The 24028-nt window shown below is 70.3% G+C and carries 23 protein-coding genes; 6 read left to right on the top strand and 17 right to left on the bottom strand.

The features are described from left to right. Positions 1 to 183: 183 nt before the first annotated feature. Positions 184 to 1101, top strand: coding sequence for an alpha/beta fold hydrolase (locus H0E82_RS01085; RefSeq protein WP_180543128.1), 918 nt, complete (start codon positions 184 to 186; stop codon positions 1099 to 1101). A 77-nt stretch (positions 1102 to 1178) separates the two neighbouring features. On the opposite strand, the gene H0E82_RS01080 is transcribed toward H0E82_RS01085, so the two are convergent. Further along, on the bottom strand, positions 1179 to 1556 hold the full coding sequence (locus H0E82_RS01080; protein ID WP_180543127.1) for a YkgJ family cysteine cluster protein: 378 nt from the start codon (positions 1554 to 1556) through the stop codon (positions 1179 to 1181). A 64-nt stretch (positions 1557 to 1620) separates the two neighbouring features. Beyond that, positions 1621 to 2085, bottom strand: coding sequence for a YiiD C-terminal domain-containing protein (locus H0E82_RS01075; protein WP_180543126.1), 465 nt, complete (start codon positions 2083 to 2085; stop codon positions 1621 to 1623). Between the two features lie 68 nt (positions 2086 to 2153). Here H0E82_RS01075 and H0E82_RS01070 point away from each other — a divergent pair, with 68 nt between their 5' ends. Further along, positions 2154 to 2933 (top strand): uroporphyrinogen-III synthase, encoded by a 780-nt coding sequence (locus tag H0E82_RS01070; protein WP_180543125.1) that lies wholly within the window; start codon positions 2154 to 2156, stop codon positions 2931 to 2933. Between the two features lie 87 nt (positions 2934 to 3020). Beyond that, a complete protein-coding gene (locus tag H0E82_RS01065; RefSeq protein WP_180543124.1) occupies positions 3021 to 4292 on the top strand; it encodes a heme biosynthesis HemY N-terminal domain-containing protein in 1272 nt (423 codons plus the stop codon). Between the two features lie 255 nt (positions 4293 to 4547). Here the strand turns inward: H0E82_RS01065 and H0E82_RS01060 are convergent, their stop codons facing one another. Together H0E82_RS01060 and H0E82_RS01055 are read right to left on the bottom strand one after the other, a co-directional pair. Next, positions 4548 to 5105, bottom strand: a complete 558-nt coding sequence (locus H0E82_RS01060) for a hypothetical protein (protein WP_180543123.1) — start codon at positions 5103 to 5105, stop codon at positions 4548 to 4550. 50 nt (positions 5106 to 5155) lie between these two features. Further along, positions 5156 to 6433, bottom strand: coding sequence for an acetyl-CoA C-acetyltransferase (locus H0E82_RS01055; protein WP_180543122.1), 1278 nt, complete (start codon positions 6431 to 6433; stop codon positions 5156 to 5158). A 111-nt stretch (positions 6434 to 6544) separates the two neighbouring features. Between H0E82_RS01055 and H0E82_RS01050 the strand changes: the two genes are divergently transcribed. Beyond that, entirely contained in the window at positions 6545 to 7423 is an 879-nt protein-coding gene (locus tag H0E82_RS01050; RefSeq protein ID WP_180543340.1) for a hypothetical protein, read from the top strand. Positions 7424 to 8223: 800 nt separating this feature from the next. On the opposite strand, the gene H0E82_RS01045 is transcribed toward H0E82_RS01050, so the two are convergent. From H0E82_RS01045 to H0E82_RS01025, 5 genes are all read right to left on the bottom strand, one after another. Further along, positions 8224 to 8838: a superoxide dismutase family protein gene (locus H0E82_RS01045; protein ID WP_235974118.1), complete on the bottom strand. Its 615-nt coding sequence runs from the start codon at positions 8836 to 8838 to the stop codon at positions 8224 to 8226. 59 nt (positions 8839 to 8897) lie between these two features. Continuing rightward, entirely contained in the window at positions 8898 to 9458 is a 561-nt protein-coding gene (locus H0E82_RS01040; RefSeq protein ID WP_180543121.1) for a superoxide dismutase family protein, read from the bottom strand. A 49-nt stretch (positions 9459 to 9507) separates the two neighbouring features. Continuing rightward, the gene (ntrC, locus tag H0E82_RS01035) at positions 9508 to 10935 is read right to left on the bottom strand and encodes a nitrogen regulation protein NR(I) (RefSeq protein WP_180543120.1); all 1428 of its coding nucleotides are present in this window, start codon (positions 10933 to 10935) and stop codon (positions 9508 to 9510) included. Then, entirely contained in the window at positions 10932 to 12008 is a 1077-nt protein-coding gene (locus tag H0E82_RS01030) for a two-component system sensor histidine kinase NtrB (RefSeq protein WP_180543119.1), read from the bottom strand. The genes ntrC and H0E82_RS01030 overlap by 4 nt, the downstream gene beginning before the upstream one ends. Before the next feature lie 449 nt (positions 12009 to 12457). Continuing rightward, the gene (locus H0E82_RS01025) at positions 12458 to 13084 is read right to left on the bottom strand and encodes a rhomboid family intramembrane serine protease (RefSeq protein WP_180543118.1); all 627 of its coding nucleotides are present in this window, start codon (positions 13082 to 13084) and stop codon (positions 12458 to 12460) included. 326 nt (positions 13085 to 13410) lie between these two features. Here H0E82_RS01025 and H0E82_RS01020 point away from each other — a divergent pair, with 326 nt between their 5' ends. Then, positions 13411 to 14127: a CPBP family intramembrane glutamic endopeptidase gene (locus tag H0E82_RS01020; protein ID WP_180543117.1), complete on the top strand. Its 717-nt coding sequence runs from the start codon at positions 13411 to 13413 to the stop codon at positions 14125 to 14127. 419 nt (positions 14128 to 14546) lie between these two features. Here the strand turns inward: H0E82_RS01020 and H0E82_RS01015 are convergent, their stop codons facing one another. The 8 genes from H0E82_RS01015 to ku form a co-directional block, all read right to left on the bottom strand. Then, positions 14547 to 15662 carry an ABC transporter permease gene (locus tag H0E82_RS01015; RefSeq protein WP_180543116.1) on the bottom strand — a complete coding sequence of 372 codons (1116 nt, stop codon included), beginning with the start codon at positions 15660 to 15662 and terminating at the stop codon, positions 14547 to 14549. Then, on the bottom strand, positions 15659 to 16603 hold the full coding sequence (locus tag H0E82_RS01010) for an ABC transporter ATP-binding protein (RefSeq protein WP_180543338.1): 945 nt from the start codon (positions 16601 to 16603) through the stop codon (positions 15659 to 15661). The genes H0E82_RS01015 and H0E82_RS01010 overlap by 4 nt, the downstream gene beginning before the upstream one ends. 20 nt (positions 16604 to 16623) lie before the next feature. Further along, positions 16624 to 17571, bottom strand: a complete 948-nt coding sequence (locus tag H0E82_RS01005) for an HlyD family secretion protein (protein WP_180543115.1) — start codon at positions 17569 to 17571, stop codon at positions 16624 to 16626. Between the two features lie 40 nt (positions 17572 to 17611). Continuing rightward, positions 17612 to 18310, bottom strand: a complete 699-nt coding sequence (locus tag H0E82_RS01000; protein ID WP_180543114.1) for a TetR/AcrR family transcriptional regulator — start codon at positions 18308 to 18310, stop codon at positions 17612 to 17614. A gap of 22 nt (positions 18311 to 18332) precedes the next feature. After that, positions 18333 to 18578 (bottom strand): hypothetical protein, encoded by a 246-nt coding sequence (locus H0E82_RS16640; protein WP_219338350.1) that lies wholly within the window; start codon positions 18576 to 18578, stop codon positions 18333 to 18335. 439 nt (positions 18579 to 19017) lie between these two features. Then, a complete protein-coding gene (locus H0E82_RS00995; protein WP_180543113.1) occupies positions 19018 to 19944 on the bottom strand; it encodes a 2OG-Fe(II) oxygenase in 927 nt (308 codons plus the stop codon). A 147-nt stretch (positions 19945 to 20091) separates the two neighbouring features. Further along, complete coding sequence (gene ligD / locus H0E82_RS00990) at positions 20092 to 22704, bottom strand: DNA ligase D (protein ID WP_180543112.1); 2613 nt, start codon at positions 22702 to 22704, stop codon at positions 20092 to 20094. A gap of 3 nt (positions 22705 to 22707) precedes the next feature. Then, complete coding sequence (gene ku, locus H0E82_RS00985) at positions 22708 to 23637, bottom strand: non-homologous end joining protein Ku (RefSeq protein ID WP_180543111.1); 930 nt, start codon at positions 23635 to 23637, stop codon at positions 22708 to 22710. Positions 23638 to 23795: 158 nt separating this feature from the next. Between ku and H0E82_RS00980 the strand changes: the two genes are divergently transcribed. Next, positions 23796 to 23990, top strand: coding sequence for a hypothetical protein (locus H0E82_RS00980; RefSeq protein WP_180543110.1), 195 nt, complete (start codon positions 23796 to 23798; stop codon positions 23988 to 23990). The last annotated feature ends 38 nt before the right edge of the window (positions 23991 to 24028 follow it).

Here is a 24028-nt window from a genome sequence, read left to right as displayed (position 1 = left end):
CGATCGGATGTAGTCACCGGATGAAGTCTACCGAGCGATGCGTGTTTCTTCTGTTCATTTTCCCGCTTATGAACAGGCATGAATCGGGCACCAGCGCCGTCTCCGTGCCACTACATGGAGTGGTCGCGGGTCGCGATGACTACAATGCCCGCTGTTCATCACCAAATCCGGGCGTCAATCGCCGTGCAGTTTCCTGATTATCCGTTCAACCCGAACCGTCTCGAGGTACGTCGCGGCGTCGCCATGCATTACCTCGACGAGGGTCCGCGCGACGGCGAGATCGTGGTCATGCTGCACGGCAATCCGTCCTGGAGTTACTACTGGCGGCATCTGGTGCTGGGCCTGCGCGACCGCTATCGCTGCATCGTGCCCGACCACGTCGGGATGGGCCTGTCGGACAAGCCCGATGACGGCGCACGCGCCGAGCCGCGCTACGACTACACGCTGGCCTCGCGCATCGAGGACCTGCAGACGCTGCTCGCGCATCTGGACGTGGACGGGCCGATCACGCTCGCTGTGCACGACTGGGGCGGAATGATCGGCTTCGGCTGGGCGCTGGAGCACATGCACCGCGTGCGACGCCTGGTGATCACCAATACGGCGGCATTCCCCATGCCGGCCGAGAAACAGATGCCGTGGCAGATCGCGCTCGGTCGTGACTACACCGTAGGCGAGTGGATCATCCGTGGCTTCAACGCGTTCTCGGCGGGCGCATCGTGGCTGGGTGTGGAGCGACGCATGCCGGCCGACGTGCGCCGGGCCTACGTGGCCCCCTATGACTCCTGGGGCCATCGGATCAGCACGGTCCGCTTCATGCAGGACATTCCGCTGAGGCCGAACGATCGCGCTTGGACCTTGCTCGAGGCCGCAGGCCGACGTCTGCCCGAGTACGCGGATCGCCCGGCGTTCATCGGCTGGGGCCTGAAGGATTTCGTCTTCGACCGGCACTTCCTCGAGCGGTTCCGCGCCGCGTTGCCCCAGGCCGAGCGGGTCGAATTCGAGGATGCGGGGCACTACGTGCTGGAGGACCGGCACGAGGTGCTCGTGCCGCGGATCCGCGCCTTCCTCGACCGTCACCCGCTCCACGCCCCCGCGGTCTGAGCCCCGCGGCGGAAGCGACACCGCCGCGAGGGGAGGCGGGGACCGGCACCCGCGGAGGTTCGGTCGGACGCGTCGGCTCAGGCCGCTCCGCCCGCTGCCGGATCGTCGCGCCAGGCCCAGTCGGTAGCCTCCAGCAGGTGCAGGCCGTGCGCGAGGCGGGCCTTGTCGCACTGTGCGCTGCGCTCGCCCGCCTCGAGCGACGCCGGCACCGCGGCGCAGACGGAAGGCCGCACCGGATGGATGCTGCAGCGCGAGTACCGGCCGATGTCGGCATCCAGCGCCACGCAGCGTGGATGCGCCTGGGAGGTCCCGCGCATCACCCGCTCGTGCGTGCGCAACGGCTCGGTCAGGTCCACCGGCACCGTCCCGCCCAAAGCGGAATCGGCCTCGCTCCAGTGGAAGCTGACCCGGAAGAATGCACAGCAGGCACCACAGGTCAGGCAGGGATGCGACATCGGGAACCGCGGTGGAAGGTGGCGCGGCATTCTGGCAGCCCGCAGGCCGCGCGCAAGTGCAGCCTCAGGCCGCCGCAGACGGCCGCAGGATCGCCACGTAGCGTGCCTGCATCTCGGCCGCGACGCCGCCCTCGGGCAGTGCGACCTGCGCCGTGAGACTCACCCGGGCGCGCCCCCGCTGGCGCAATGTCCTCAGGAACGCCTCCCAGTCACCGCCCGCGAGTTCGGCGCGGGCTTCAAGGTCCCCACGCAGCGGGGCGAGATAGCGTACGTCCGAGTCGGCCACGTAGACCTCCGCGTCCAGCCCGGCCGCTTCCACCTGCAGCGTGGTGAGACCCCATGCGGCGAGGGTCATCAACGAGGTCAGGCTGCCACCGAAGGCGGTGCCCTTGTCGTTCACGTGGGTCGCCAGGGGGGCCTGCAGGTGAAGGTGATCGCCATCGAACCCGGCGATGCGGATCTGCATCGCGGCCACGGGCGGCATGGAACGGTAATGCGCCTCGAGGGCGGTCAGCGGATCGTCGGTCATGGGGGTCCTGTCAGGGAGCGGTTCGCGGCGGCTTGCGCCGGGTGCCGGCAGCCACCAAGCTCTCGCGCATGCACGCTGCGCCAGCTTCCTCGCGTCCGGCGGGATACTACGTGATCTCCCTGCGACCGGCCGGCATGCACGGCGGGCTGCGTCGTGCCGCGGCCCGCCTCGGCGCACGGGTGTTCGCCTTGCCGCCGTGGCGCCTGGTCGCACTCGACGACGCCGGCACCCGGCGCACCCTGGCCGCCGCGCTCGACGCGGATGTGGTGGTGTTCACCAGTCCTGCCGCGGTCCGCGCCGCCCGGGCCCTGCAGCCCCTGGCGCCGGCATGCCCCGCCCAGGACTGGCTTGCGGTGGGTGCGACGACGGCCGCGGCCCTGCGCCGCGCGGGGATCGGCAATGCCTGCTCGCCCGTGCGCATGACCAGCGAGGGTCTGCTCGCCCTCCCCGCGCTGGCCGATGTCCGCGGTCGCCGCGTCGGCCTGGTCACGGCGCCCGGAGGACGCGGTGTCCTCGCCCCCGCCCTCGCCGCCGGCGGCGCGGAGGTGCTGCGCGCCGATGTCTACACGCGCCAACCGGTGACGCCCGGTCCGGCCAGGCTGGCAGCACTGATGCAGCTGCCCGACCCGTGGCTGCTGCCGCTCAGCAGCGCCGAGGCGCTGGAGCGGACCCTGGCCACCCTGCCCGAGGCCGCTGCCGCGCGGCTGCTGCGCGCCGGTGTCGTGGCCGCGAGCCCGCGGCTCGCAGCGCGCGCCCAAGCCTTGGGCTTCCGGGATGTCCGATGCGCGAACGACGCCCGCCCGGCACCATTGCTGCAGGCTGCGATGGCGCCCCGCCCGGCGTCCTGAATGGCCGAAGGTTCGCGACGGGGCCATCACGCCGGGCTCTGGCAGGGTGGCGCTCTGCCGCACCCGCCATTCACCGGAACCGCCGCCATGTCCCTGCTCCGTGTCCTGTTGGTCTGGATCGTCATCGCCCTGGTCGGCGCGTTGGCGGCGCATTTCTTCCTGGCCGCCGACCCCGGCTACGTCCTGATCCGTCACGGCGGCATGGATCGCACCACCACCCTGGTCAACGCCATCGTGATCGCGCTCGGGGCGATGGTGCTGTTCTGGCTGGTGGTCACGCTGATCGCGTTGCCGTTCCGGAGCTGGGGCCGCTACCGCGAGACCCGGGCCCAGAGCCGCTTCGGCGAGGGCCTCGAAGCCCTGCACCACGGGCATTACACCAAAGCGGAGAAGCTGCTTGCGCAGTCGGCGGACGAGACGCCGCACTACGAGTCCGCCGCGCGCCTCGCTGCGGCCCAGGCGGCACTGGCCCGGGACGACGCCCCCGCGGCCCAGGCACATCTCAATCGCCTGGGCGAGCGGCATCCGGCGACGCGTGCGATCGCGCTGGCCGAGCTGGCGATGCGCGACGAACGTCCGATCGATGCCCTGGCGGCACTCGAAGCGCCGGCCGCGCAGCCCCTGCCGCCCCGCGGCCTGGCACTGCGCGCCGACGCGTGGGCCTTGACCGGGCACGCCTCCGAGGCCTACGGCCTGCTCGGTGCGTTGCGACGCCAGCACGCCCTGCCCGACAGCCAGCTCGCCCATCGCGAGGTGCGCTGGGCCGCGGCATCGTTGCGCGAGGCCGACGACGGCAACGGACTCGCCGAGCGCTGGGAGGCCCTGCCCAAGGGGGTGCGTACCGAGACCCCGGTCGTGCTGGCCTATGTCGATCGGGCGGTGGCCCTAGGTTGGCACGACGCGGCGACCCGCGCGCTGGAAACCGCCTTGGATGCGCGCTGGGACGAACGCCTGGTCAGCCGCTACGCGGCGCTCGAGGCCGGTGACCCGGCACACCGGCGTACCCGCCTGGAACGCTGGCTGCAGACCCACCCCGCGAGCTCCGGAACGATGCTGGGCCTGTCGCGTCTGCATCACGCACAGCGCGACTGGCCGCAGGCCCGCGACTACCTGCAACGTGCAATCGAACAGGGCGCGGGGCGCGACGCCTGGGTGCAGCTGGGCGACAACTACGCGGCAAGTGGCGACGAGCGCAATGCGCGCCTGTGCTACGCGAACGCCCTGCGGGCCGCCGACAACCAGCCGATCGTGGCCTTGCCGTCGTCGCAGGAACCGCCGGTGTCGATCGATGCCGAGCGGCGCGATTCCCACGGCCTGCCCACGCTGCCAGACGACCGGGATCTCCCGCCGCGCGTCTAGCGCAGCCGAACATCGGCGGCTGTCTGGGGCTGCCGCCGATGCCTGGACCGACGCGACCGGGCTGCGTGTTCGGGGCGATGCCGACCCGTTCACCGCAATCGCATCGCCCCGTTGCCTGCTCGGCGAGCCGGACGACCGCACCTGTCCAGCCATGCCCGTGAACCGAGGCCTTCGTTGCGAAGGTGACCGGCTCGCAAAGCGCCCGATACCTGCTTCACGCAGGCTCGTCCACTCCGCGACCTCGGTCTGTTCCGGTCAGCGCATCAACCGGTGGACGGCGATCGCACCGTCGACGGCCTGGTCCATCGTCACCTCGGCCGTCGAACCCCTCGCGTTGCCGGCGAGGGTGACGGTGACCGCGCCGACGATGACCTGGGGACCGACCGGTCCGAGCACCGCCCCGCCGTCGAACGCGCCGTCGGGCAACGCGATGAAACCGCCCAGCGCGGCCGCGCGCGGGTCATCGACGTAGAGTCCCGCGCGCCGCATGTCCTGCTCGGTGAGCGGTTGCGCATCGACGATCACGATCGCGCCCAGCGCGCCACCGTCATCCGCGTGGCGCCAGGTGCAACGGAGGTCGTGCGAGTCCGGCCCGGACTGGCGGGAACCTGCCGGTTCCACGGCCTGCAGGTCCTGCACCAGTGCACCGAGTGCCTCGGCGATCTCCGCGCAGCCGGGCAATGCCTCGGGCGGCACCGGGGCCGCGATGATCTGCGGGCCGGTTGCGGCAGGCGGCTCGTCGCTAGCGCCGCAGGCGACGAGCACCAGTGCGGCGGCGCAGGCCAGGACGGAGAACGGAGTCGTCAGACGCATCACGGCGGATCCTGTCGGAATGAGTCGCCTGCGAACAGGGACGGGTCGGCTCAGCGTTCGAGGATCGCGACAACGCCCATGCCGCCGGCGGTGCAGATGGAGATCAGCGCACGCCCGCCGCCACGCTCGGCCAGTTGCTTGGCGGCCGTCGCGACCACCCGCGCACCGGTCGCAGCGAAGGGATGACCGGTGGCCAGCGACGACCCGAGCGGATTGAGGCGCGCGGGGTCGATCCGGCCGAGCGGCGCGTCGAGGCCGAGCCGCGTACGGCAGTAATCCTCGCTCTCCCAGGCGCGCAGCGTGCACAGCACCTGGGCGGCGAATGCCTCGTGGATCTCGTAGATGTCGAAGTCCTGCAGCGTGAGCCCGTTGCGCGCCAGCATCTCGGCGACCGCGACGGTGGGGGCCATCAGAAGACCTTCGCCATGCACGAAGTCCACCGCCGACACGTGCGCGTCGCGGATGTGGCACAGCACCTCGTGACCGTGGCGCGCGGCCCAGTCGTCACTGGCCAGCAGGCAGGCCGAGGCGCCGTCGGTCAGCGGTGTGGAGTTCGCCGCCGTGAGCGTGCCGCGTCCGGACACGCGATCGAAGGCCGGCTTCAGCGTGGCGAGCTTTTCGAGCGACGTGTCCGGCCGCAGGATGTTGTCGCGCGCGACGCCGCGGAAGCTCACGACCAGATCGTCGAAGAATCCACGTTCGTAGGCGGCGGCCAGCTTATGGTGCGACGCGACCGCCAACTCGTCCTGCGAATCGCGGGAGATGTTCCATTCCTTGGCCATGTCCTCGCAGTGCTCGCCCATCGACTTGCCGGTGCGCGGCTCGGCCACGCCGGGGAAGTCGGGCTTGATCTCGCGTGGACGAAAGCCGCGGAACGCCGCCATGCGGTCCTTCATCGTCTTGGCCGCGTTGGCGGCCAGGAGACGGCGCCGCAGCACGCGGCCGTAGACGATCGGAACGTCCGACGTGGTGTCCGATCCGCCGCCGACTCCCGACTCGATCTGTCCCGTCGCGATCTTGTTGCCGATGGTGATGATCGAGTCGAGCGAGGTGCCGCAGGCCCGCTGCAGGGTGATGCCCGGGGTGAGCGCGGAGAGTCCCGACGACAAGGCCGCCTCGCGTCCCAGGTTCCAGTCGCTCGAATGCTTGATCACCGCGCCCATCGCCACTTCACCCAGCTGCTGGCCGTGAAGCCCGAAGCGCTCCACCAGCGCCCCCAGCGTGCGCACCGACATGCCGAGATTGCCGACGTCCGCGTAGGCGGTGTTCTGCCGGCAGAACGGGATACGAACGCCACCCAGCACGGCGACGGGACGACCTTGCAGCATTGGACTTCCTCGCGGGACGAAAGCGTGGACCCCGGCGCCACGCCGGGACGGGCATAATGTGAACGAGTGTATCGCTGCCGGTGTGCACGGCCAATGACCGCAGATCCCGACATTTCCCGACACGATCCTGCAATGCAGGTGCTCGGCGTGCTCGCCCTAGAGCTCAGTGGCGAGGCCGAACCGGCGCGCGCTGCGCTGGATGCGAGCCTCGCCGGCCAGCTGGCCACGCGGGTCGGCCACGATCTGGGCCGGCTGGTGCCGGGCGTGTGCGGGCTGGATCTGGTGCTGGCCGCCGCGCACTTCGACCCGGCCGAACTGCTGCGGCCCGGCTGGCCCGTGCATCGCCGGCTCGACGAACTGCGCGCGCGCGCACCCGGTGCCGCCGCCCCCAGGATCATCGCCTTCGGCGCCGACGAGGGCGGCGACGTACCGTTGCCGTTCCAGGCCGATCCCCTGCTGGCGGGCGGCCGCCTGCGCGTGTTGCCCTATCTGCTGCACGGCGACGCCGCAGCGGCCCGGGCCGTCGCGGAGGAGATGGAGACGTCGCTGCTGGATCTGGGCATGGCCCAGGCGGAAACCGCGCTGCTCGCCCAGGAGGCATTCGGCGCCCGGATCGAGCATGCGCGCTATCTCACCGTGCACGACCTGCTGGCGATGACCGCCCTGCAGTACAGCAACCAGGGCCTCGAGCCCCTGTGGGAGATCCTCGAGACCGCGCTGCTCGCACCGTCGAGCGACGCCTGGCTCGATGCGCCGCCCGAGCCGCTGCTGCGCCAGCATGCGGGCGCGGTGCGCATGGCCCTGCTCTCGCCGGCGGACTGGCGCGCACGCAATGCGGCGCACGACGAGGACGAAGCCCGACTGGCGCGCGGATTTGCGATGTTCGAGGCGCGTCAGCGCCAGTTCGCCGCCGTGCTGCAGGCGCACGACATCCCGCTGGAGTTCGTCCACGTGGCGCCCGGTCAGGACGCCGCCGACGCCCTGCGCTGAGCCGCTCGCGCAGCGCCGGGGCCGCGACCGCGCCCTGCGTCGGACGCCCTCGACCGACCGGTGCACGTCCTTGACGTGATAGTCGGGCGAATTCGGCGCCACCTTGCACAGCTGCGGCACGCGGCGCGACAGACCGATGCGCCGGGCCACGTTGCGGACGCCGCCCGGCGGTGGTGGCATGACGCGCGCTTCGAGAATCGCGGGCATCCAGGGCCTCGCGCGCGTAGTGTCCAGCCGCGGCTCGCGGAACGCATCTTCCGTTTCGGAAGAGCGCGGTCTCGACGCTGCGTTACGACGATGCGTTATGACGATGGCGTCGTAGCGCCGGGTCGCCAAAAAGAATCCCCTCGATTACGTCGGCGGATGGTGTCGCCGCGCGAGATGAACACGCCGCGCAGCAGGAGTCTGTCAGTGGCTGCCGTTGCAGAGCTGGCCGGCGATACGGGGCACCGCGCGGTCGGGTCGCGACGGGTGCCCGGACGCCGCACGCCCGCGGAGCGCGGTCCTGCGCGCGCTCGATCACGCTGCAGGCCAGGCGGTCGGCGGCATTACAGATCGGTTGGTCGTGTCGTCGTTCGCGGCGGCGTGCACGGTGACGACGTCGCAGACAGCGAATTCGCTTCAGTGCATCGTCGACGGAGCGGATCGGCTTCGAGTCCGACGGGGTCACGCGATCGACGCGCGCCGACGAGCACGTCGCGCCAGGCCGGCTGTCAGGTACGGCACGCGGCAGGCCGGGTAGCGCTGCGGGACGCGGTCATGTGCCGACCGAGGCCCCGAGGCGTCGCGCCCGCCGAAATTCAGTCCGGCCCACGCTCGATCACGCCGCAGGCCACGCGGTCGCCGGCGTTGCCGGTCGGCTGCGTCGTGTAGTCGTCGGCGTCGGCATGCACGATGACCGCCCGGCCGACGATGTCGGTCGCCGCGCCATCGCCCAGCGTCGCGCCTTCGAGCCAGCCCTGCACCTGCGCACGGCCATCCGCACCGGCCCTGATGTTGTCGCTGTCGCCGGCGTGATGGTCGCCTCGCCCGACGCGGCCGTGTGCGGTGTCGGCCGGGTTGAAGTGGCCGCCGGCGCTGGTCGCATCCGGCGCTCTGCAATCGCCGGTCTCGTGCACGTGGAAGCCGTGGGTGCCCCCGCCAGGAAGGCCGGTCAGCGTGCCGGTGACTTCGATCCGGTCGCGCGACGCCACGAAGCGGAGGTCACCCCGGGTGGCGCTGCCCTCGGTGGGCTCGAGGCGGGCGATCGCGACGGGCGCGGTGGCATCGGGACGCGTGGTGGGTCCGGCCGTCTCGGCAGCGCGGTCGGCTTCGGCTGCTGCGTTCTCACCGGAACCGCCGTCATCGACGCCGCAGGCGGCAAGCGCGAGCGCGAGGAGCGCGGGCGTCAGCAGTCGGGTAGGCATGCAGGTCATCGGAAGCTCCTCACGAGTTAAACGCGCATCGGCCGCGAGCAGCGTATGCACGGGGACGATCAGGGAATGTGGATCACGCCACAGGCGACCCGCGCACCGATCGCACCCGGTGTGGCGCCGAGTACCAGGAGCGCGCGCCCGACGATGTCGTTGCCCGCGCCGCCGCCGAGCACCGCGCCCGGGAGCATGAGATCGATCGAGGCCACGCCCTGCGCGTTGGCGACGATGCGCCCCCGCTGGCCCGGATCGGGCTCGCGCGAGGGCGTGCCACGCACCGGGTCGAACTCGGGTCCGGCGCTCGCCGCATCCACGGCGCTGCAGTCGCCGCGCGCGTGCAGGCGGAGGTTATGGGTGCCGTTGCGGACCAGGCCGCCGACGTCGCCGCGTACGCGTACGCCGCCGTCCGCCGCCTGCAGCATCAGTCGCCCGCTCACCAGGGTGCCCGACGCCGACGCGAGATTGGCGACCGCGCTCTGCGCACTGCCGGTCGCGGCGAGCGGCGCAGGCGGCACCGCATCGGCCGGCGCCGTGGCGGGGACAGAGCGGGGCGCACTCGCGCAGGCCGCCAGCAGCAGCGGGGCGAACACGATGCAGAGCGGGCGGAGGGACGGACCAGGCATGCGCGGCACGATACCGATGCGCGGCTCAGCCGCGGATGAAGGCATGGACTCAGCCGCCACGTCGGCGCGCTCCGAGCTTGCGGGTGAGCGTGTTGCGACCGAGTCCGAGACGCGCGGCCGCTTCCGCGCGTCGACCGCCGGTGTGCCCCAGCGCGGTCTCGAGCAGCGCGCGGTCGAGACGCTCGCGCGCCTGTGCGTGCAGGTCGGTCGCGCCTGCACGCAGGCGCAGATCGGCCCAGCTGCGCAGCGCCTGTTCCCAGGCCTCGCCATCCGCGGACACCGCGGGCGCGGCCGGCGCGGCGCCGGCCGGCAGCAGGCCGTCGAGATCGGCGACCGCGATGCGGTCGCCGGGCGCCAGCACCGCGAGGCGCCAGCACAGGTTCTGCAGCTCGCGCACGTTGCCGGGCCAATCGTGCTCCAGCAGCCGCTGTATCGCGGCACGGCCCAGCTGCTTGGGGGGCGCCTGCAGCCGTACGGCCGCGGCCTGAAGAAACCGCTCGGCCAGCCGGGGCACGTCTTCGCGCCGGTCCCGCAGCGGCGGCAGGCGCAGGCGCACGACATCCAGCCGATGCAGCAGGTCGGCGCGGAATCCACCGTCCCCGACCCGGCGCTCCAGGTCCTGATGGGTGGCCGCGACCAGACGGACGTCCACCCGGATCAACTCGCGCCCACCCACGCGGAAGAACTCGTCCTCGGCCAGCACGCGCAGCAGGCGGGTCTGCAGCGACGCCGGCATGTCGCCGATCTCGTCGAGGAACAGGGTGCCGCCGTTGGCTTGCTCGAAGCGCCCGATGTGACGCTTGGCTGCTCCCGTGAACGCACCCGCCTCGTGGCCGAACAGTTCGCTCTCGAGCAGTTCGGCCGGGATCGCCGCGGTATTCAGGGCCACGAACGGCCGCGCCGCGCGCGGCGACTCGCGGTGCAACGCGCGCGCCACGAGCTCCTTGCCCGTGCCTGTTTCGCCCGTGACCAGAACCGGAACCGGCGCCTGGGCGAGGCGCCCGATCGCACGGAAGAGCTCGCGCATCGCCGGCGTGTCGCCGACCAGGGCGTCGTGGTCCGTCGCGGGGGTCCCTTCGGGCGCGGTGCCGGCCGCCGCGTCGCCATCACCCAGGACCCGCGCCGCCAGCGCCACGGCCTCGTCGAGATCGAAGGGCTTGGACAGGAATTCGTGGGCGCCTCCACGGAAGGCCCCTGCGGTGCTGGCGACGTCGGTGTAGGCCGACATCACCACGACCGGCAGCCGCGGATGCTCGCGCTTGAGCGCTTCGAGCAGGTGCAGGCCGGTATCGCCCGGCATGCGCACATCGGTGAACAGAAGGTTCGGCGGCGCCCGGTTGCCCAGTGCATCGCGCACCGCATCGGCGCCGTCGAAACTCGAGACCTCGTAGCCGGCCTCGCTCAGGGCGGTGGCGAGGACGAAACGCACCGTGCGGTCGTCGTCGACCACCCAGACCCGTTGCGCGGTGGACGTCATGGCAGTGGTGCTCCGATGTCGGCGAACTGCGGCACGTCGTCCGCGGGGAAAGGCAATTGCAGGGTGAACACGGTGTGGCCGGGTCGCGAGCGGTAGACGAGGGCACCGCGGTGTTCGCGCGCGACCTGTTGCGCAAGCGCCAGGCCGAGGCCACTGCCGTCGGCCCGACCGGAGACCAGCGGCAGGAAGATCTGCTCGACCATGTCGTCCGGCACACCGCGCCCGTCGTCGACCACCTCGAGGCGCAGGGCCATCGCATGCACCGCGTCGCCGATGCGCACGCCATTCGCCGCGCGCGTGCGCAGCGTGATGTTGGCCGCGCCGGCCTGGATGGCGTTGCGGACGAGGTTCCAGATGGCCTGGGTGAGGCGGTCGGCGTCGCCGCTGAGGTCCGGCAGGCTGGGATCGTAGTCGCGCACCATGCGTACGGCCCAGCCCGCATCCGCCTCGGCCAGGCGCAACACCTGTTCGAGTACGCCGTGGATGTTCAGGGGCCGGTGCGGCTGCGGCGCCACCGGCGACAGCAGCTGGTCGACCAGCGCGGCCAGGCGTGCAACCTCGGTTTCCACGAGGGCGACCAGCTCGCGCGGCTCGCCCGGCCCCACCCGCCGGGCCAGCAGCTGCGCGGCCCCTTTCAGGCCGGCCAGAGGGTTGCGCAACTCGTGGGCCAGACCGCGCAGGGCGGCCGCCAGTGCCAGCGGCATGGCCTGGGTGGGATCGGCGCCCGGGAACTCGTCCACCGGGTGCGCTTCGAGCAGCACGCCGCCATCGACATCGCGCGACAGCCACGCATCGGCAAACCGCGGTTCGCCGCCAAGAAAAGCCAATGCCAGGCGCCGGACCCGGAAGGGTCCCTCGCTCGACTCGCCCGGCTGGCGCAGGGCGCTGCGCAGCACGTCGCCCTCCGCTTCCAGCGCCGCCAGCGGCTGGTCGATCAGACGCCGACGTCCGACGCCGAGCCAGCGCGCGAAGGCGAGATTGCAGTCACGGATGCGGCCATCGGCGTCCGCCCACGCCAGTGGCGTGGTCAGTGAATCGAACGGGAAACCCGATGGGGGAGGTGCAACGGACATCGCACCAATGTAGTGCAGGGATGGCCGCGGCCGGAAGATGGCGGACATTGCCTGTGGTGGGGAGCCGCTTGGCCCATGCGCGACACAGACGGACTCGCGTGAGCGAACCGTCCGCACCACGCTCGAACGCCCGGGACTCGAGGGATGTCGTCACGGCGGGATTCCGAGCGCCGACAGTCCAACTCGACCGCCGGCTTCGCGACTCGAGCGCGACCCTGGCAGGTTGCGGAACAGCACCCCCGAAGTTGTCGCCGTGCGCACGATGCGCGAGCGCCGAGGCGCTGCGAATCGCCCGCGTCAGACCGTCAGCGCGGAGGGTCCAGCTCGCCTCTCGGGCACCGGGGGTGAAACGGCAGACACTGAGACCGACGGCGGCAGTCCGCACGGCGTCGGGCGGGGTCTGGACCGACGTGCGCACGCGACCGGACGCGGAGCGCGTCGCCAGCGGTTCAGGCGGCGCTCTCCCGGATTGTTCTTCGGGACAGCGAGGCGATCAGATAGCCGAACAGCACGCCCGCGATGTGTCCGGGTTTCGGATAGTGGGCATAGATCAGATCGAGTACGAGCGCCAAGGCGAGCGTGAATCCAAGCGTCAGCATCAGAAACCTCGAACGATCGGCGCCCGTCTGCGTCAACCAGAGGCCGGCGCCGGTAATCGCCATGATTGCTTGGGATGCGCCTGTGCCCAGGTTCCACGGGGGTATGGCGAACAGCGTGCTGACCAGCATCGCCATCGAGCCGCCGATCAGCCAGACCGCCAGCACGCGGATCGCGCCCATATGACGCTCGACGGCCGTGCCCACCAGGAACAGGCAGAAGACGTTCGAGACCATGTGTGGCTGCCTGACATGGACGAGCTGGGCGGTGACCAGTCGCCAAAGCTCGAGGTCTAGGATGTGCTCGAAGCGCAGTCCGTATCGCTCCATCTCGACAATCCGGACCCGTCCGAGCCACGCACCGCTGATTTCGATCGCGGCGTGGATGCTGAAGGCGACGGTTGCCGCACACAACAGCAGCGTGCACCAGGGAACGCGATGCGACGCCGGCGGCGCGATGATCGTTCGCAAGTGGGTCATCGGGCTCTTCGTAGTAAGCGCGCCAACGCTGCGGCGAGCAGAGTATGTGGACAGACGACCCGGATCATGCGCGGGTCGAGACCCAGTATGGCCGTCCCGCGGCGACGGTGTCAGAGCACTGCGGACGCGTCTTCCGGGCGCGAGGACGCACGCGCCCGGCCTGGGGTGCGCCAAGTCCGCAGCGCACACCGACGTGCATTCGGCACCGGTCCATTACACCTGGGCCCACCCTGCATCTGGACACGGTGACGAACGGCCCTTCGTTTCTCCGAAGGAAGCTGCAACCGTTGCGGACCTGGCGCCCTGCCGTTCCCGGACCCCGATGCATGCAAGATCCCTTGGCCACGCTATCGCTCGGATCGCGCCGTCGCTTCCTTGTCGAACTTGTGCTCGTTGTCGCCGTGTTCGGCGGCCTGCTCGCGATGATGACCATCGATCAGGCTATAGGCAGCGGCCCGGGGCCCAAGATCTTCGTGCTGGTGCGCATGGCGGCGCTCCTACTGCTGTGCACATGGCTGCTCCATCGGGGCGGAGAGCGATGGGCTGACGTCGGCCTGCGTCGACCGGCCCGGTGGTGGTCGGTTCCGCTGCTGCTCGTCGCCGGGACCAGCGCATTCCTCGTGATTGCGCTGACGATCTACCCGGTTCTGGGTGCGCTCGGGATCGAGCCCCCGCGCGTCGACCACACTGCTCTGCGCGGCGACCTGATCGAATACCTGTACTGGGCCGGCCCGGTCAGCTGGGGAACGGCGGCCTTCGGTGAGGAACTGCTGCTTCGCGGGTTCATTCTCGATCGCATCATCAAGGTGATCGGTTCGTCGCGTCTGCCGGCTGTACTGGTCTCCATCGTGCTCCAGGCTGCCGTGTTCGGGAGTCTCCACGTTCATCAGGGCCTCGGCGGTGTGATCGTCACCGGCACGATCGGCGTGCTGTTCGGTCTGATGTGGCTCCTGGGCGGGCGCAACCTTTGGGCCTGCATCGTTCTGCATGGCCTCATCAACTCGATCAGCCACTACGAGGCTTATTCCCTGCCGTCCTCCTGAGCGCGGATGTCGCAAAGCGGCGCCCAGCCGGGTATGACCCGAGGTCCGCGACGAGTGCATTTCAGGCTTGGTTGGCGCAGCGGAGACCAGCGCCTGCCACGCCAGCGCAGACTGCGCTTGATGCAGGCCGCTCCACGTCCGAGCGGTGGCGGAGGGTGGCAGCGTGCGTCGCGGGACATCGCGGGCAGCACTGCGCAAGATGGTGAATCAACGCCGAGGCATAAAGCCCGCGATAAGCCGGGAAGAAGTTGAAAAAAATGTTTCGCGGAGACGGATTGCTGACCAATGCCGCGGGGAGCCAAAGGTGCCGCGGCGGACCCGCCTGCCCGCACCAGCCCGGTGTGCATCGACGTCGAACGCCCGGGACGACGCCCCGGGAGTGCACGGACGAAGGATCGGGCTCCGGGTCGCGTCCTCGCTCAGTCCAACCGCTTGCGGAACTGCGCGACCGCGGCCGACATCATGACCAGGGTGAATGCGACGAGCGCCAGCACATCGGGCCACATGTCCGCGAGGCCCGCCCCGCGCAGGACGATGCCGCGGATCAGACGGACGAAGTGGGTCAGGGGCAGAAGCTCGGCGAACCACTGCACGGCCGGCGGCATGCCCGCGAAGGGAAACATGAAACCGGACAGGAGAATGGACGGCAGAAACAGGAAGAAGGTCATCTGCATGGCCTGGAACTGCGAACGCGCGCGCGTGGAGATCAGCAGCCCGAGCGTGAGGTTGGCCAGGATCAGAAGGCTCGCCGCCACGTACACCTCCCACAGGCTGCCGGCGACCGCGACATCGAACAGCCACATGCCCAGCACCAGGACCACGCTGGTCTGCAGCAGGCCGATCACCACATAGGGCGTGATCTTGCCGATCATCAACTCGGCACTGCTGATGGGCGTGGCGATCAGCAATTCCATGTTGCCGCGCTCGCGTTCGCGCACGATCGAGACACCCGTGAACAGGATCATGGTCATGGTGAGGATCACGCCGATCAGCCCCGGCACGACATTCAGGGCCGAGCGTCGCTGGGGGTTGTAGAAACCGACCACGCTGATGGCGGGCTCGCCGCCCCGGCTGCTGGCGTGCGGGTGACGGGACACCGCGGCGGCATCGACTTCCACCGGCAGCTGCGCCAGTTGTGCCGCCGCCCACTGCACTGCGTTGTCGCTGCCGTCGACCAGGATCTGCGCAACCGTCCGCCCCTCGATGCGGCGACGCTCGAAATCGGGCGGGATCGCGATGCCGACCGCGATATCCCCGCTGCGCAACGCGTCCATCAGCTGCTGTGGCGTTCCGGCCTCCGTCCCGGCCCTCACCACGCCGGTGGCCAGAAGATCCATCACCAGGGCACGCGATCCGGCCGTGCCCGCCTCATCGGCGATTCCGGCCGGGAGCGCGCGCAGATTGGTGTTGATGCCGTAACCGAACAGCAGCAGCTGCATGACCGGGATCATCACGACCATCGCGAGGGTGACGCGGTCGCGACGCAGCTGGCGCAGCTCCTTGACGGTCACGGCGAGCAGGCGCCGCGGGGTCACGCGGTCGCCCCGATGGCCTCGCGATCACGCACGCGGGTGGCCGCCACGAACACGTCCTCCAGACTCGGCGCGCACGCCTCGACCGAGCCCTCGAGTCCGCTGTCGGCCAGGGTCCGACGTATGCGATCGAGGATGCGCTCGCCTTCACGGCCGCCGGCCCCGGTCAGGACGCGCAGTGCGGTGCCGACCTGCGCCACGCTGAGCACGTCGGGCAGCGGCAACAGCGCCTGCTGGACACGCCGGGTGAAGACGGCCTGCACCAGCAGGCTGCGCCCGGCCAATGCTGCGGTCAGCGCCGCCGGCGTGCCTTCGGCCACCAGCTCGCCGCGATCGAGGATCGCCAGGGCGTGACAGCGCTCGGCCTCGTCCATGTAATGGGTGGACACCATGATCGTCGTGCCCGCGTCGGCCAGATCGAACAGCGTTTCCCAGAAGTCACGGCGTGATTCGGGATCGACCGCGCTGGTCGGTTCGTCGAGAAACAGCAACTCCGGCCGGTGGATGACGGCCGCGGCGAGCGCGAGGCGCTGTTTCTGCCCGCCGCTCATCGAGCCGGCCAGCTGGTCGAGCCGGTCTTCGAACGCGTAGCGGCGTACCAGCTCGTCGATGCGTTCGCGCGCATCACGTCGGGGCAGCCCCTGCACCGCGGCGAGAAACTGCAGGTTCTCGAGAACGGTGAGATCCTCGAAGAGCGAGAAACGCTGGGTCATGTAGCCGATGCGCAGACGCAGGCGCTCGGCCTGCTCCGGAATGCGCAGACCGAGGACGTCGATCGTTCCGGCATCGGGCGTGAGCAGGCCGCAGAGCATGCGGATGGTGGTGGATTTTCCGGAGCCGTTGGGGCCGAGGAAGCCGTAGACGCTTCCGCGCGGAATCTCGAGATCCACGCCGTCCACCGCCACCATCGAGCCGAAGCGTTTGGTCACGCCGCGGGCGACGATCGCCGGCGCTGCGTGCGCGCTCACGGTCGTGATGCCCCGAAGGTCACGCGAGCCGGCAATCCCGCAGGGAGTGCGGCCGCGGCATCGTCGAGTTGCACTTCCGCCAGATAACTCAGCCGCGCGGCGTCGGCGCCGGTGAGGGCGTAGTAGGGCGTGTAGCTGGGCTCGCTGCGCAGCATGCGCACCGTGCCCGCGAACGCCTGGTCGTGGCCTTCGATGCTCACGCGCGCTGCAGTGCCCACCCGGACGTGCGGCAGCAGCGTTGCGGGCACATAGATGCGCGCATGGGGGGCATCGCCCACCAGCAGGATCGCCACGGCGGCGCCTGTCGGTGGACGGTCGCCGACGCGGTAGGGAAGACTGTCGACGCGTCCCGCCCGCGGCGCGCTGACCGCAAGTTCTTCGAACGAGACGACCTGCGCCTGCGCGTCCGCCTCGGCCGCTGCGAGGGCCGCCCGACCCTGGTCGAGTTGCTCGTTGCGGGTGCCTCGCTCGAGCAGCAGCAGCTCGGCGTTGGCAGCCTCGAGCTGCGCGTCCATCGCCTGGGCCTCCGCGCGGGCGCGCGCGACATCGGCGTCCGCGACCAGCTGCTGCCGGCCGAGCGGACGCACTCTCGCGTAGTCGTCCCGGGCCCGCACTGCCTGCGCGCGCGCACGGGACACATTGGCGCGGGCCAGCAGAATGGCCTCGGTGCGTGGACCCGACCGCAGCTCCTCGAGTGCATCCGCGCTCTGCCGGGTGCGGGCCTGCGCCGCCGACAGGCGGGTCCGGGCGCGTGCCACCTCCAGCTGGACCAGACGCTGGCCTGCCGCGACCTGCTGGCCTTCGCGCACATCCACATCGGTGATCGCTTCCGATGCGGGCGCGGGAATCAGGATCCGGTCGTATTCGATGGTGCCCAGCGCCTGAGGTGCCTGTTCCGCGCACGCAGAGAGCGCAAGTGCGATCCACAGGGCGAGCGCAGGCATCAAGGAATACGGCCACCGCGCGGGGCGGAGCGCGGCAAGCTCAGCGTGCACCGTCGAGCTCCAGACCGCGGTCGAGCAGGACCAGCGTGTGGTGGTTCAGCGCATCGGGCGACAGGTCGTGCGCACCGAACATCGCGCGCCACAGCGGCGCGGCCGCCAGCGGAAACATGCTCAATCCGATCAGCGACACCATCAGCAGCCGTGGATCGAGATCGGCATTGAGGGCGCCGCGCGCCTGGGCGTCGGCGAAGCGCTCGACCATGATCCGCGGCAGTCTCGGACCGATGGTGTCGATCATCGTCTGTCGCATCGCGCCCCCCTCGCAGAGCACCTCGCGGACCCAGAGCGTCGGCAACCACGGGTGGTGCTCGACCAGCCGACCGATGCCGCGGACGAAGCCGCTGATCAGTCCGGCCATGTCGTCACCGGCCTGCGCGACGGGGCCCCGCAACTGCAGCACCAGCGGCAGAACGCGTTCTTCGATCACCGCCTGCTGCAGCTGGACGCGATCGCCGAAGTAGTAGTGGAGCAGAGCCGGGGTCACCAGCGCCTCGCGGGCGATCTGACGCAGGCTTGCGGCAGCCATGCCGTGCCGCACGTAGCAGGCGAGGGCCGCATCCAGCAGTTGCGGACGCAGATCCGGCGAGCGGGCCGAGGGGCGCCCCCGGGCACGCTTGCGCGGCGTCCTCGCGGCGGGGGCCGGCGCGTCGGTGGGGGTCTGGTTCGATGGCGTAGGCATGGGACCAGAATTAAATTTGCGATCAATTAATCGCAAGTGGCAATAGACGAACGGTCGCGCGCGTGCGCACCTCGTGGAACCGGATCGCGCGTGGCGTGCGTACACCACCCGGCTCTTTAGGCATTTCATCGCGTCGGATCGATTGCGCGCGCGCGGTGCCGGTCGAAAGCTCGCTTCGAGCCTCCGCGTCCGTCGCCAGCGCACGCGGGTCGGTCCATCCGTACCAGCGACGGCGCGAGAGACGGGTGCTCCCCGCGATCGCCGGCATGCAGATCACCACGTCTTGCACCAGCGCTTTGCGCGACGGGGCAGCAGCCGCAGCAATGCGAGGCAGCCGCCGAGCGCGACACGTGCCGACTGGCGTGATGCCCGGTGACGCGGCCCGAGGGCGTTACGACGCGCCTGTCCCGGTGTGGCGGCAGGCCAGCATGCGGTGTCGCCATGGTCGGGGCGCGCAGATCAGCCCGGATCGCTGACTCCGTCGAGCCTGGGGTTTCGCCATTGCCATCGGCCGCGTTGCGGCGCGTGAGCCGGACCATGCGCGCCGGCGCATTGCGCTCGCTGCGCGGTGCCGCGGTCGCCCTGCCACATGACCGGAGGACGGATATCTCGCCGCACCGACATCCGCGCGCGCGCAGGCCCACCGCGCTGGCCGCCGGCACCGCGGAGCCATTTCGCCGACGCGATGGCCAGCGGACGTTGCGTCGTCAGCGTCGGAAACGGACGTAGGCGCGTTTCGCGAGGTACAGGACGTGACCGGCGAGCCCCACATCCTGTGCCTTGCGCAGCGCCGTGTTCTCGGCGTAGAGCATGCGGATGTGTTCGTCGCGCTGGGCGATCAGCGCGCGCATCTCCGCGATGTCGCACGCGTCGAGCTCGCGCCCTTCGACGAAGCGCTCGGGCAGCTGGCGTTTGACGTAGTAGGTGGTGTGGCGATCGGCGATCTCGTCGGCCGGGCGATCACGCGTGTAGAAATACAGCGCGATCGAACGACGGGTCAGGTGCGCCTGGTCCGGTGGCAGCCGGATCGTGTCGAAGCCGTGCCACGATCGTTCCGACGTCTCGAACAAGGCACAGCGGTTGAATGCGGGCGTGATGCTCACGTCCGCACGCGGGGTTGCATGGGGATCGCGGAACAACTCGAAACAGCCACCCCACTCGGGCTGCCATACCGGATTGAGATAGACGATGAGGTTCAGGCGGCGATGCCAGCGTTCGCTGGGATGGAAATTGAAATCCACGTGCGGATCCAGGCTCATCCCGTCGCGGTTCTCGTGCGTGCCCCCGCCCAGGTACCAGCGGTCGTAGAGCAGGCCGTCGATGCCGGTCAGGCGGGAGAGCACCTGCAGGAAATCGGGACTCTGGATCGCATCGTCCAGCTCGCGGTAGGCCGGGCCGAGTTCGCGCACCTTGTCGGACGTGGACTTTCCACCCGGGCGGCCATCGTCACCGACGAAGTTGCCGTGCTCGAACGACGGAAACTCGGCCAGCAGGCGCTCGGCGAGGCCGGGAGCCAGAAAACTGTCGATCACCAGATGCGGAAACGGTGACGCGGCGACGAAGCGCTTGCCGAGTTCGTCGGCGTCATCGACGACACGGGGATGGATGATCGAAACGCCAGGCGATCCGTGCATGGGCGGGCAATGAGGCGAACGGATCGCCGAGTCTAACGCGGGCGCAGCCGTTGGCCGGCGTGCTGTGGACGCGGCGAGGCGGTCTGGCTGCTCCGCGCCCCCTGGGATGCAGTCGCCTCGAAACGTCCGCGCTGGAATGTCCGCGCCTCAGTCGTCGCCGAACCCCTCGGGCAGCACCTGACGCAGGTCGCCGAACCGGCCCCAGGGATGCGCCTTGAGCCGCGCGAGCCGGGCCGGCGCATTGCGCAACGTCCAGGCGTCACCGGACTTCACGCGACCCAGATCTTCCCAGCGCAGCGGCATGGCGACGGGCGCGCCGCTGCGCGCGCGCAGCGAAAACGACGCCACCGATGTCGCCCCGCGCCCGTTGCGGAGGTAGTCGATGAAGATCTTGCCGGCCCGGAACTTCTTCGTGGCCGTCGCGACGTACTTCAGCGGTTCCATCTGCACCAGGCTCTGGGCGAAGGCCTGGGCGAAGGGCTTGACCCGCGTCCACGGCGCGCCCGGGTTCAACGGCACCACCACGTGCAGGCCTTTGCCACCGGTGGTGCGCACGAAGGACTCCATGCCGACCCGGGCCAGCAGGTCGCGGACCTGTCGTGCGGCGGCAACGGTCTCCGTCCAGGCCACGCCGTCGCCCGGGTCGAGATCGAAGACGATGCGGTCGGCGGTATCCGGCGTCTTCGCCTGCGCACCCCATGGATGGAACTCCAGCGCATTGAACTGCACCAGCTCGAGGGCGGCCGCCGCGTCGGTCACCACCAGATAGTCGCCGGCCCCCGATTCCTCCTTCAACCGCACGGTTTCCACCAGCTGCATGCCGGCGGTGTGGTGCTTCTGGAAGAAGCAGGCGCTGTCGATGCCGCCCGGGCAGCGGATCACCGACAGGGGCCGCCCGGCGATCTCCGGTAGCAGCCAGTCCATGACCCGGGTGTAGTAGTCGCCGACATCGCGCTTGGTCAGCGTATCGCCCGGAAACAGCACCTTGTCGGGGCTCGACAGCTCGGGTGGTGTGCGGGCCGGCGCGGCCTTGCCGCGCGCGCGCGCGGCTGGCCGCGTGCCCGGGGCCGGCTCGGGCGCCTTCGCAGCGCGTCGGGGTGCCTGCTTGGCCGCGCGCTTGGCCGGAGTGCGTGGGGGCGTCGGCATGCCGCTGTCTCCTGGATCGTGGTCGCTGTCGGACAGGTCGTCGACGGATTTGTCGGGGCGCACCGCCTTGAGCGACGGCTGGCGCAACAGGCCGTGGCCACCGGTGCCGCGCGAGAACACTTCGACCACGAAGCGCGGCTCGAACCAGCGTGCAGCGCGCAGATCCGTATCGTTGGGCGGGACATGCACGGTGGGCGCATCACGCCCGGCCTTGCCGATCTTCGCGGTCAGCGTGTCCAGCAGAGCGTCGCTGAAGCCGGAGCCGACACGCCCGGCGTAGCGCCAGCCGTGTTCGGGATCGGGCCGCGCGAGCAGCAGCGATCCGAAGCCGCTGCGGCTGCCCTTGGGTGGCGTGTAGCCGACCACCGCGTATTCGTCGCTGGCCAGCTCCTTGGTCTTGCGCCAGTCGTCGCCGCGCCCCGGCCGGTAGGCCCGGTCGCCGCGTTTGGAGATGACGCCCTCGAATCCCGCCTCGGATGCCAGCTCGACGGCCGCGCCGGCATCGCCTTCGATGTGCGAGCTGAAGGCGAGGTGCGCCGGCGGCGTCTGGCCGAGCATCCGCTGCAGGAGCGCCTTGCGCGCGAACAGCGGTGCGTCGGTGATGTCGACACCGTCGACGTGCAGCAGATCGAACAGCACCAGTGCCAGCCCGCCCTGGCGTTCGCCCGACAATGTCTGCTGCAGGAGATTGAAATCCTCCCGTGAGCCCCGGCCGGCGATCAGCTCGCCGTCGAAGGCGGCCGAGCGCAGCCCCAGTCGCGCGAGCGCCGTGGTGATCTCGGGCACCTTGTCCGTCCACTCCAGCGCGTTGCGCGACCACAACCGGACCTGGCCCCGCGCGATGGTCACGAGCAGACGGTAGCCGTCCCACTTCAGCTCGTGCAGCCAGGGCTCGCCGACCGGCGCCGAGTCGCCGAGCTTGGCCAGCTGCGGTGTGAACGGTCCGTCCGGCGCAGCGGCGCGGCGCGCCTCGGGCAGCTTGCGGGCAGCGGCCGCCCAGTCGTGCCTGGGACGCGTCGCGACCGGCACTTCGGTCGCACCGCGCTTGCGTGCCTTTCCGGTCCCGGCACGCCTGGCATCGTCCGGTGGCGGGGCTTCGACATCGCCCAGCAGGTCGTCCGCCTCCAGCGTGCCGGCGTAGGCATCGCGATCCTTGAACAGCAGCCACTGCGGCTGCCTCGCCGGCTTGCCCGAACGGACGAGGTGCCAGCCACCCTTGAGCTTGCGCCCGAAGAGTTCGAAGCGCAGGTGGCCCTTCGCGAGCGCGGCCTCGACGTCGTCGTCCGTGGCCCAGGTGCCGGTATCGAAGCGCGCCACGTGGCCGCCGCCGTACTGGCCCTTGGGAATCTCGCCCTCGAACCCCGCATAGTCGAGCGGATGGTCCTCCACTTCGACCGCCATGCGCTTGACGCCGGGATCGTAGCTGGGGCCCTTGGGCACCGCCCAGCTCTTGAGCGCATCGCCGACCTGCAGGCGGAAATCGTAATGGCGTCGGCTGGCGTGATGCAGCTGCACCACGAAGATCGGGCGCGTGCCCCGCGGGGCACGCTTGCCCGGCTCGGGTTCGCGGGTACTGTCGAACCGGCGCTTGCGCCGGTACTCGGCCAGGGTCATGGCCTACGAGGCCTTGCGCACGGCCGTCTTCTTCTTGGCGGCCTTCTTCGCGGGGGTCTTGCGCGTGGCGGTCTTCTTCGCAGCCGCCTTCTTGACCGGTGTCTTGGCCGCCGGCGCCGACTTGGCCGGCGTGCGCTTGTTGGTCTGCAGGCTCTGCTGCAGCAGGGACACGAAATCGACCACGTTGGTGGCCGCATCCTCACGGTGGGGTGCATCCTCCGTGACCTTCGCGGTCGCCCCCTTGTCCTTGATGCGCTTTTGGATGATCGCGGCCAGGCGTTCGCGGAACTCGTCGTGGTAGCCGTCCGGAGCCCACTCGGCCGACATCGATTCCACCAGCTGGGTGGCCATCTGCACTTCCTTGTCGGCGATGCGGTAGCTCGACAGCGCACCCGACGGCAGCTTGTAGTCACCGGGTTCCACCAGCTCCTGCGGATAGCGCAGCAGCATCAGGATCAGCGCATCGTCCTCGGGCAACACCGCGCACAGGTACTCGCGGGTGCGGATGACCACCCGGGCGATGCCCACTTTTCCGGTCTGCTTGAGGGTCTCGCGGAGCAGTACGTAGCCCTTCTCGGCCTTCTTGCCGGGCACGAGGACATAGGGCTTTTCGAAGAACCGGGTGCCGATGCTGCCGGCGTCGACGAAGGCTTCCACGTCCACGGACTCGTGCGACTCCGGCGCGGCCGATGCGATGTCTTCCTTCTCGATGACGACGTAGCTTCCCTTGTCGTACTCGAAGGCCTTGACGATCTCCTTCCACGGCACCTCCTCGCCGGTATCGGCGTTCACGCGTTCGAAGCGGATCGGCTTCTTGTCGCGCGAATCGAGCATGCGGAAACTCAGATCGGTGCGGCGTTCGCCCGACATCAGCGAGACCGGGATGTTGAGCAGGCCGAACGACAGCGAACCGGACCAGATGGGACGTGCCATGGAGAACTCCTGACGCGGCGGCGCGACGCACCACGGGGTCGCGGCGCCGGTGCGCCTGCCGGAGGCGCAGGCTTGCATCGTGCACGTCGTTCCCGCGTCAAGCGCACCCGTGCGGTCCGTTCACACCCGTTTGAGCCCGCGGGGCGGAAGGTGCGCGCATGAGCCCCGACCACGACACGACGCCGACCGACCCCCCGCGCGAGCCAGGATCTTCGCCGACGCCCGACGACGCCCGCGACCAGCGCGGCCCGCGCGAGCGACACGAGGAGAAGATCCATGACGAGGCGCTGGAGGAGACGTTTCCCGCCAGCGACCCCGTCTCGCCCTTCGTTCCCGCCCGCCGCCCCGACTGAAGGCGGCCGCGCCCGGCGCCGGACGCATTCGCCGGTGC

Origin of the sequence: Luteimonas deserti, from assembly GCF_013425765.1 — a bacterium.
Taxonomy (GTDB): domain Bacteria; phylum Pseudomonadota; class Gammaproteobacteria; order Xanthomonadales; family Xanthomonadaceae; genus Luteimonas; species Luteimonas deserti.
The sequence above is the reverse complement of the archived record's forward strand: the minus strand, read 5'-3'. Positions and strand labels throughout refer to the sequence as shown.

Excerpts from the sequence above, each read along its gene's own strand:
- H0E82_RS01080 (WP_180543127.1), bottom strand. The coding sequence starts at position 1,556 with ATGTCGCATCCCTGCCTGACCTGTGGTGCCTGCTGTGCATTCTTCCGG.
- H0E82_RS01005 (WP_180543115.1), bottom strand. The coding sequence starts at position 17,571 with ATGCCTGCGCTCGCCCTGTGGATCGCACTTGCGCTCTCTGCGTGCGCG.
- H0E82_RS01075 (WP_180543126.1), bottom strand. The coding sequence starts at position 2,085 with ATGACCGACGATCCGCTGACCGCCCTCGAGGCGCATTACCGTTCCATG.
- H0E82_RS01025 (WP_180543118.1), bottom strand. The coding sequence starts at position 13,084 with ATGACCCACTTGCGAACGATCATCGCGCCGCCGGCGTCGCATCGCGTT.
- ligD (WP_180543112.1), bottom strand. The coding sequence starts at position 22,704 with ATGACCCTGGCCGAGTACCGGCGCAAGCGCCGGTTCGACAGTACCCGC.
- H0E82_RS01040 (WP_180543121.1), bottom strand. The coding sequence starts at position 9,458 with ATGCCTGGTCCGTCCCTCCGCCCGCTCTGCATCGTGTTCGCCCCGCTG.
- H0E82_RS01070 (WP_180543125.1), top strand. The coding sequence starts at position 2,154 with ATGCACGCTGCGCCAGCTTCCTCGCGTCCGGCGGGATACTACGTGATC.
- ku (WP_180543111.1), bottom strand. The coding sequence starts at position 23,637 with ATGGCACGTCCCATCTGGTCCGGTTCGCTGTCGTTCGGCCTGCTCAAC.
- H0E82_RS16640 (WP_219338350.1), bottom strand. The coding sequence starts at position 18,578 with ATGCCGGCGATCGCGGGGAGCACCCGTCTCTCGCGCCGTCGCTGGTAC.
- H0E82_RS01065 (WP_180543124.1), top strand. The coding sequence starts at position 3,021 with ATGTCCCTGCTCCGTGTCCTGTTGGTCTGGATCGTCATCGCCCTGGTC.
- H0E82_RS01020 (WP_180543117.1), top strand. The coding sequence starts at position 13,411 with ATGCAAGATCCCTTGGCCACGCTATCGCTCGGATCGCGCCGTCGCTTC.
- H0E82_RS00995 (WP_180543113.1), bottom strand. The coding sequence starts at position 19,944 with ATGCACGGATCGCCTGGCGTTTCGATCATCCATCCCCGTGTCGTCGAT.
- ntrC (WP_180543120.1), bottom strand. The coding sequence starts at position 10,935 with ATGACGTCCACCGCGCAACGGGTCTGGGTGGTCGACGACGACCGCACG.
- H0E82_RS00980 (WP_180543110.1), top strand. The coding sequence starts at position 23,796 with ATGAGCCCCGACCACGACACGACGCCGACCGACCCCCCGCGCGAGCCA.
- H0E82_RS01000 (WP_180543114.1), bottom strand. The coding sequence starts at position 18,310 with ATGCCTACGCCATCGAACCAGACCCCCACCGACGCGCCGGCCCCCGCC.
- H0E82_RS01045 (WP_235974118.1), bottom strand. The coding sequence starts at position 8,838 with ATGACCTGCATGCCTACCCGACTGCTGACGCCCGCGCTCCTCGCGCTC.
- H0E82_RS01060 (WP_180543123.1), bottom strand. The coding sequence starts at position 5,105 with ATGCGTCTGACGACTCCGTTCTCCGTCCTGGCCTGCGCCGCCGCACTG.
- H0E82_RS01055 (WP_180543122.1), bottom strand. The coding sequence starts at position 6,433 with ATGCTGCAAGGTCGTCCCGTCGCCGTGCTGGGTGGCGTTCGTATCCCG.
- H0E82_RS01030 (WP_180543119.1), bottom strand. The coding sequence starts at position 12,008 with ATGTCCGTTGCACCTCCCCCATCGGGTTTCCCGTTCGATTCACTGACC.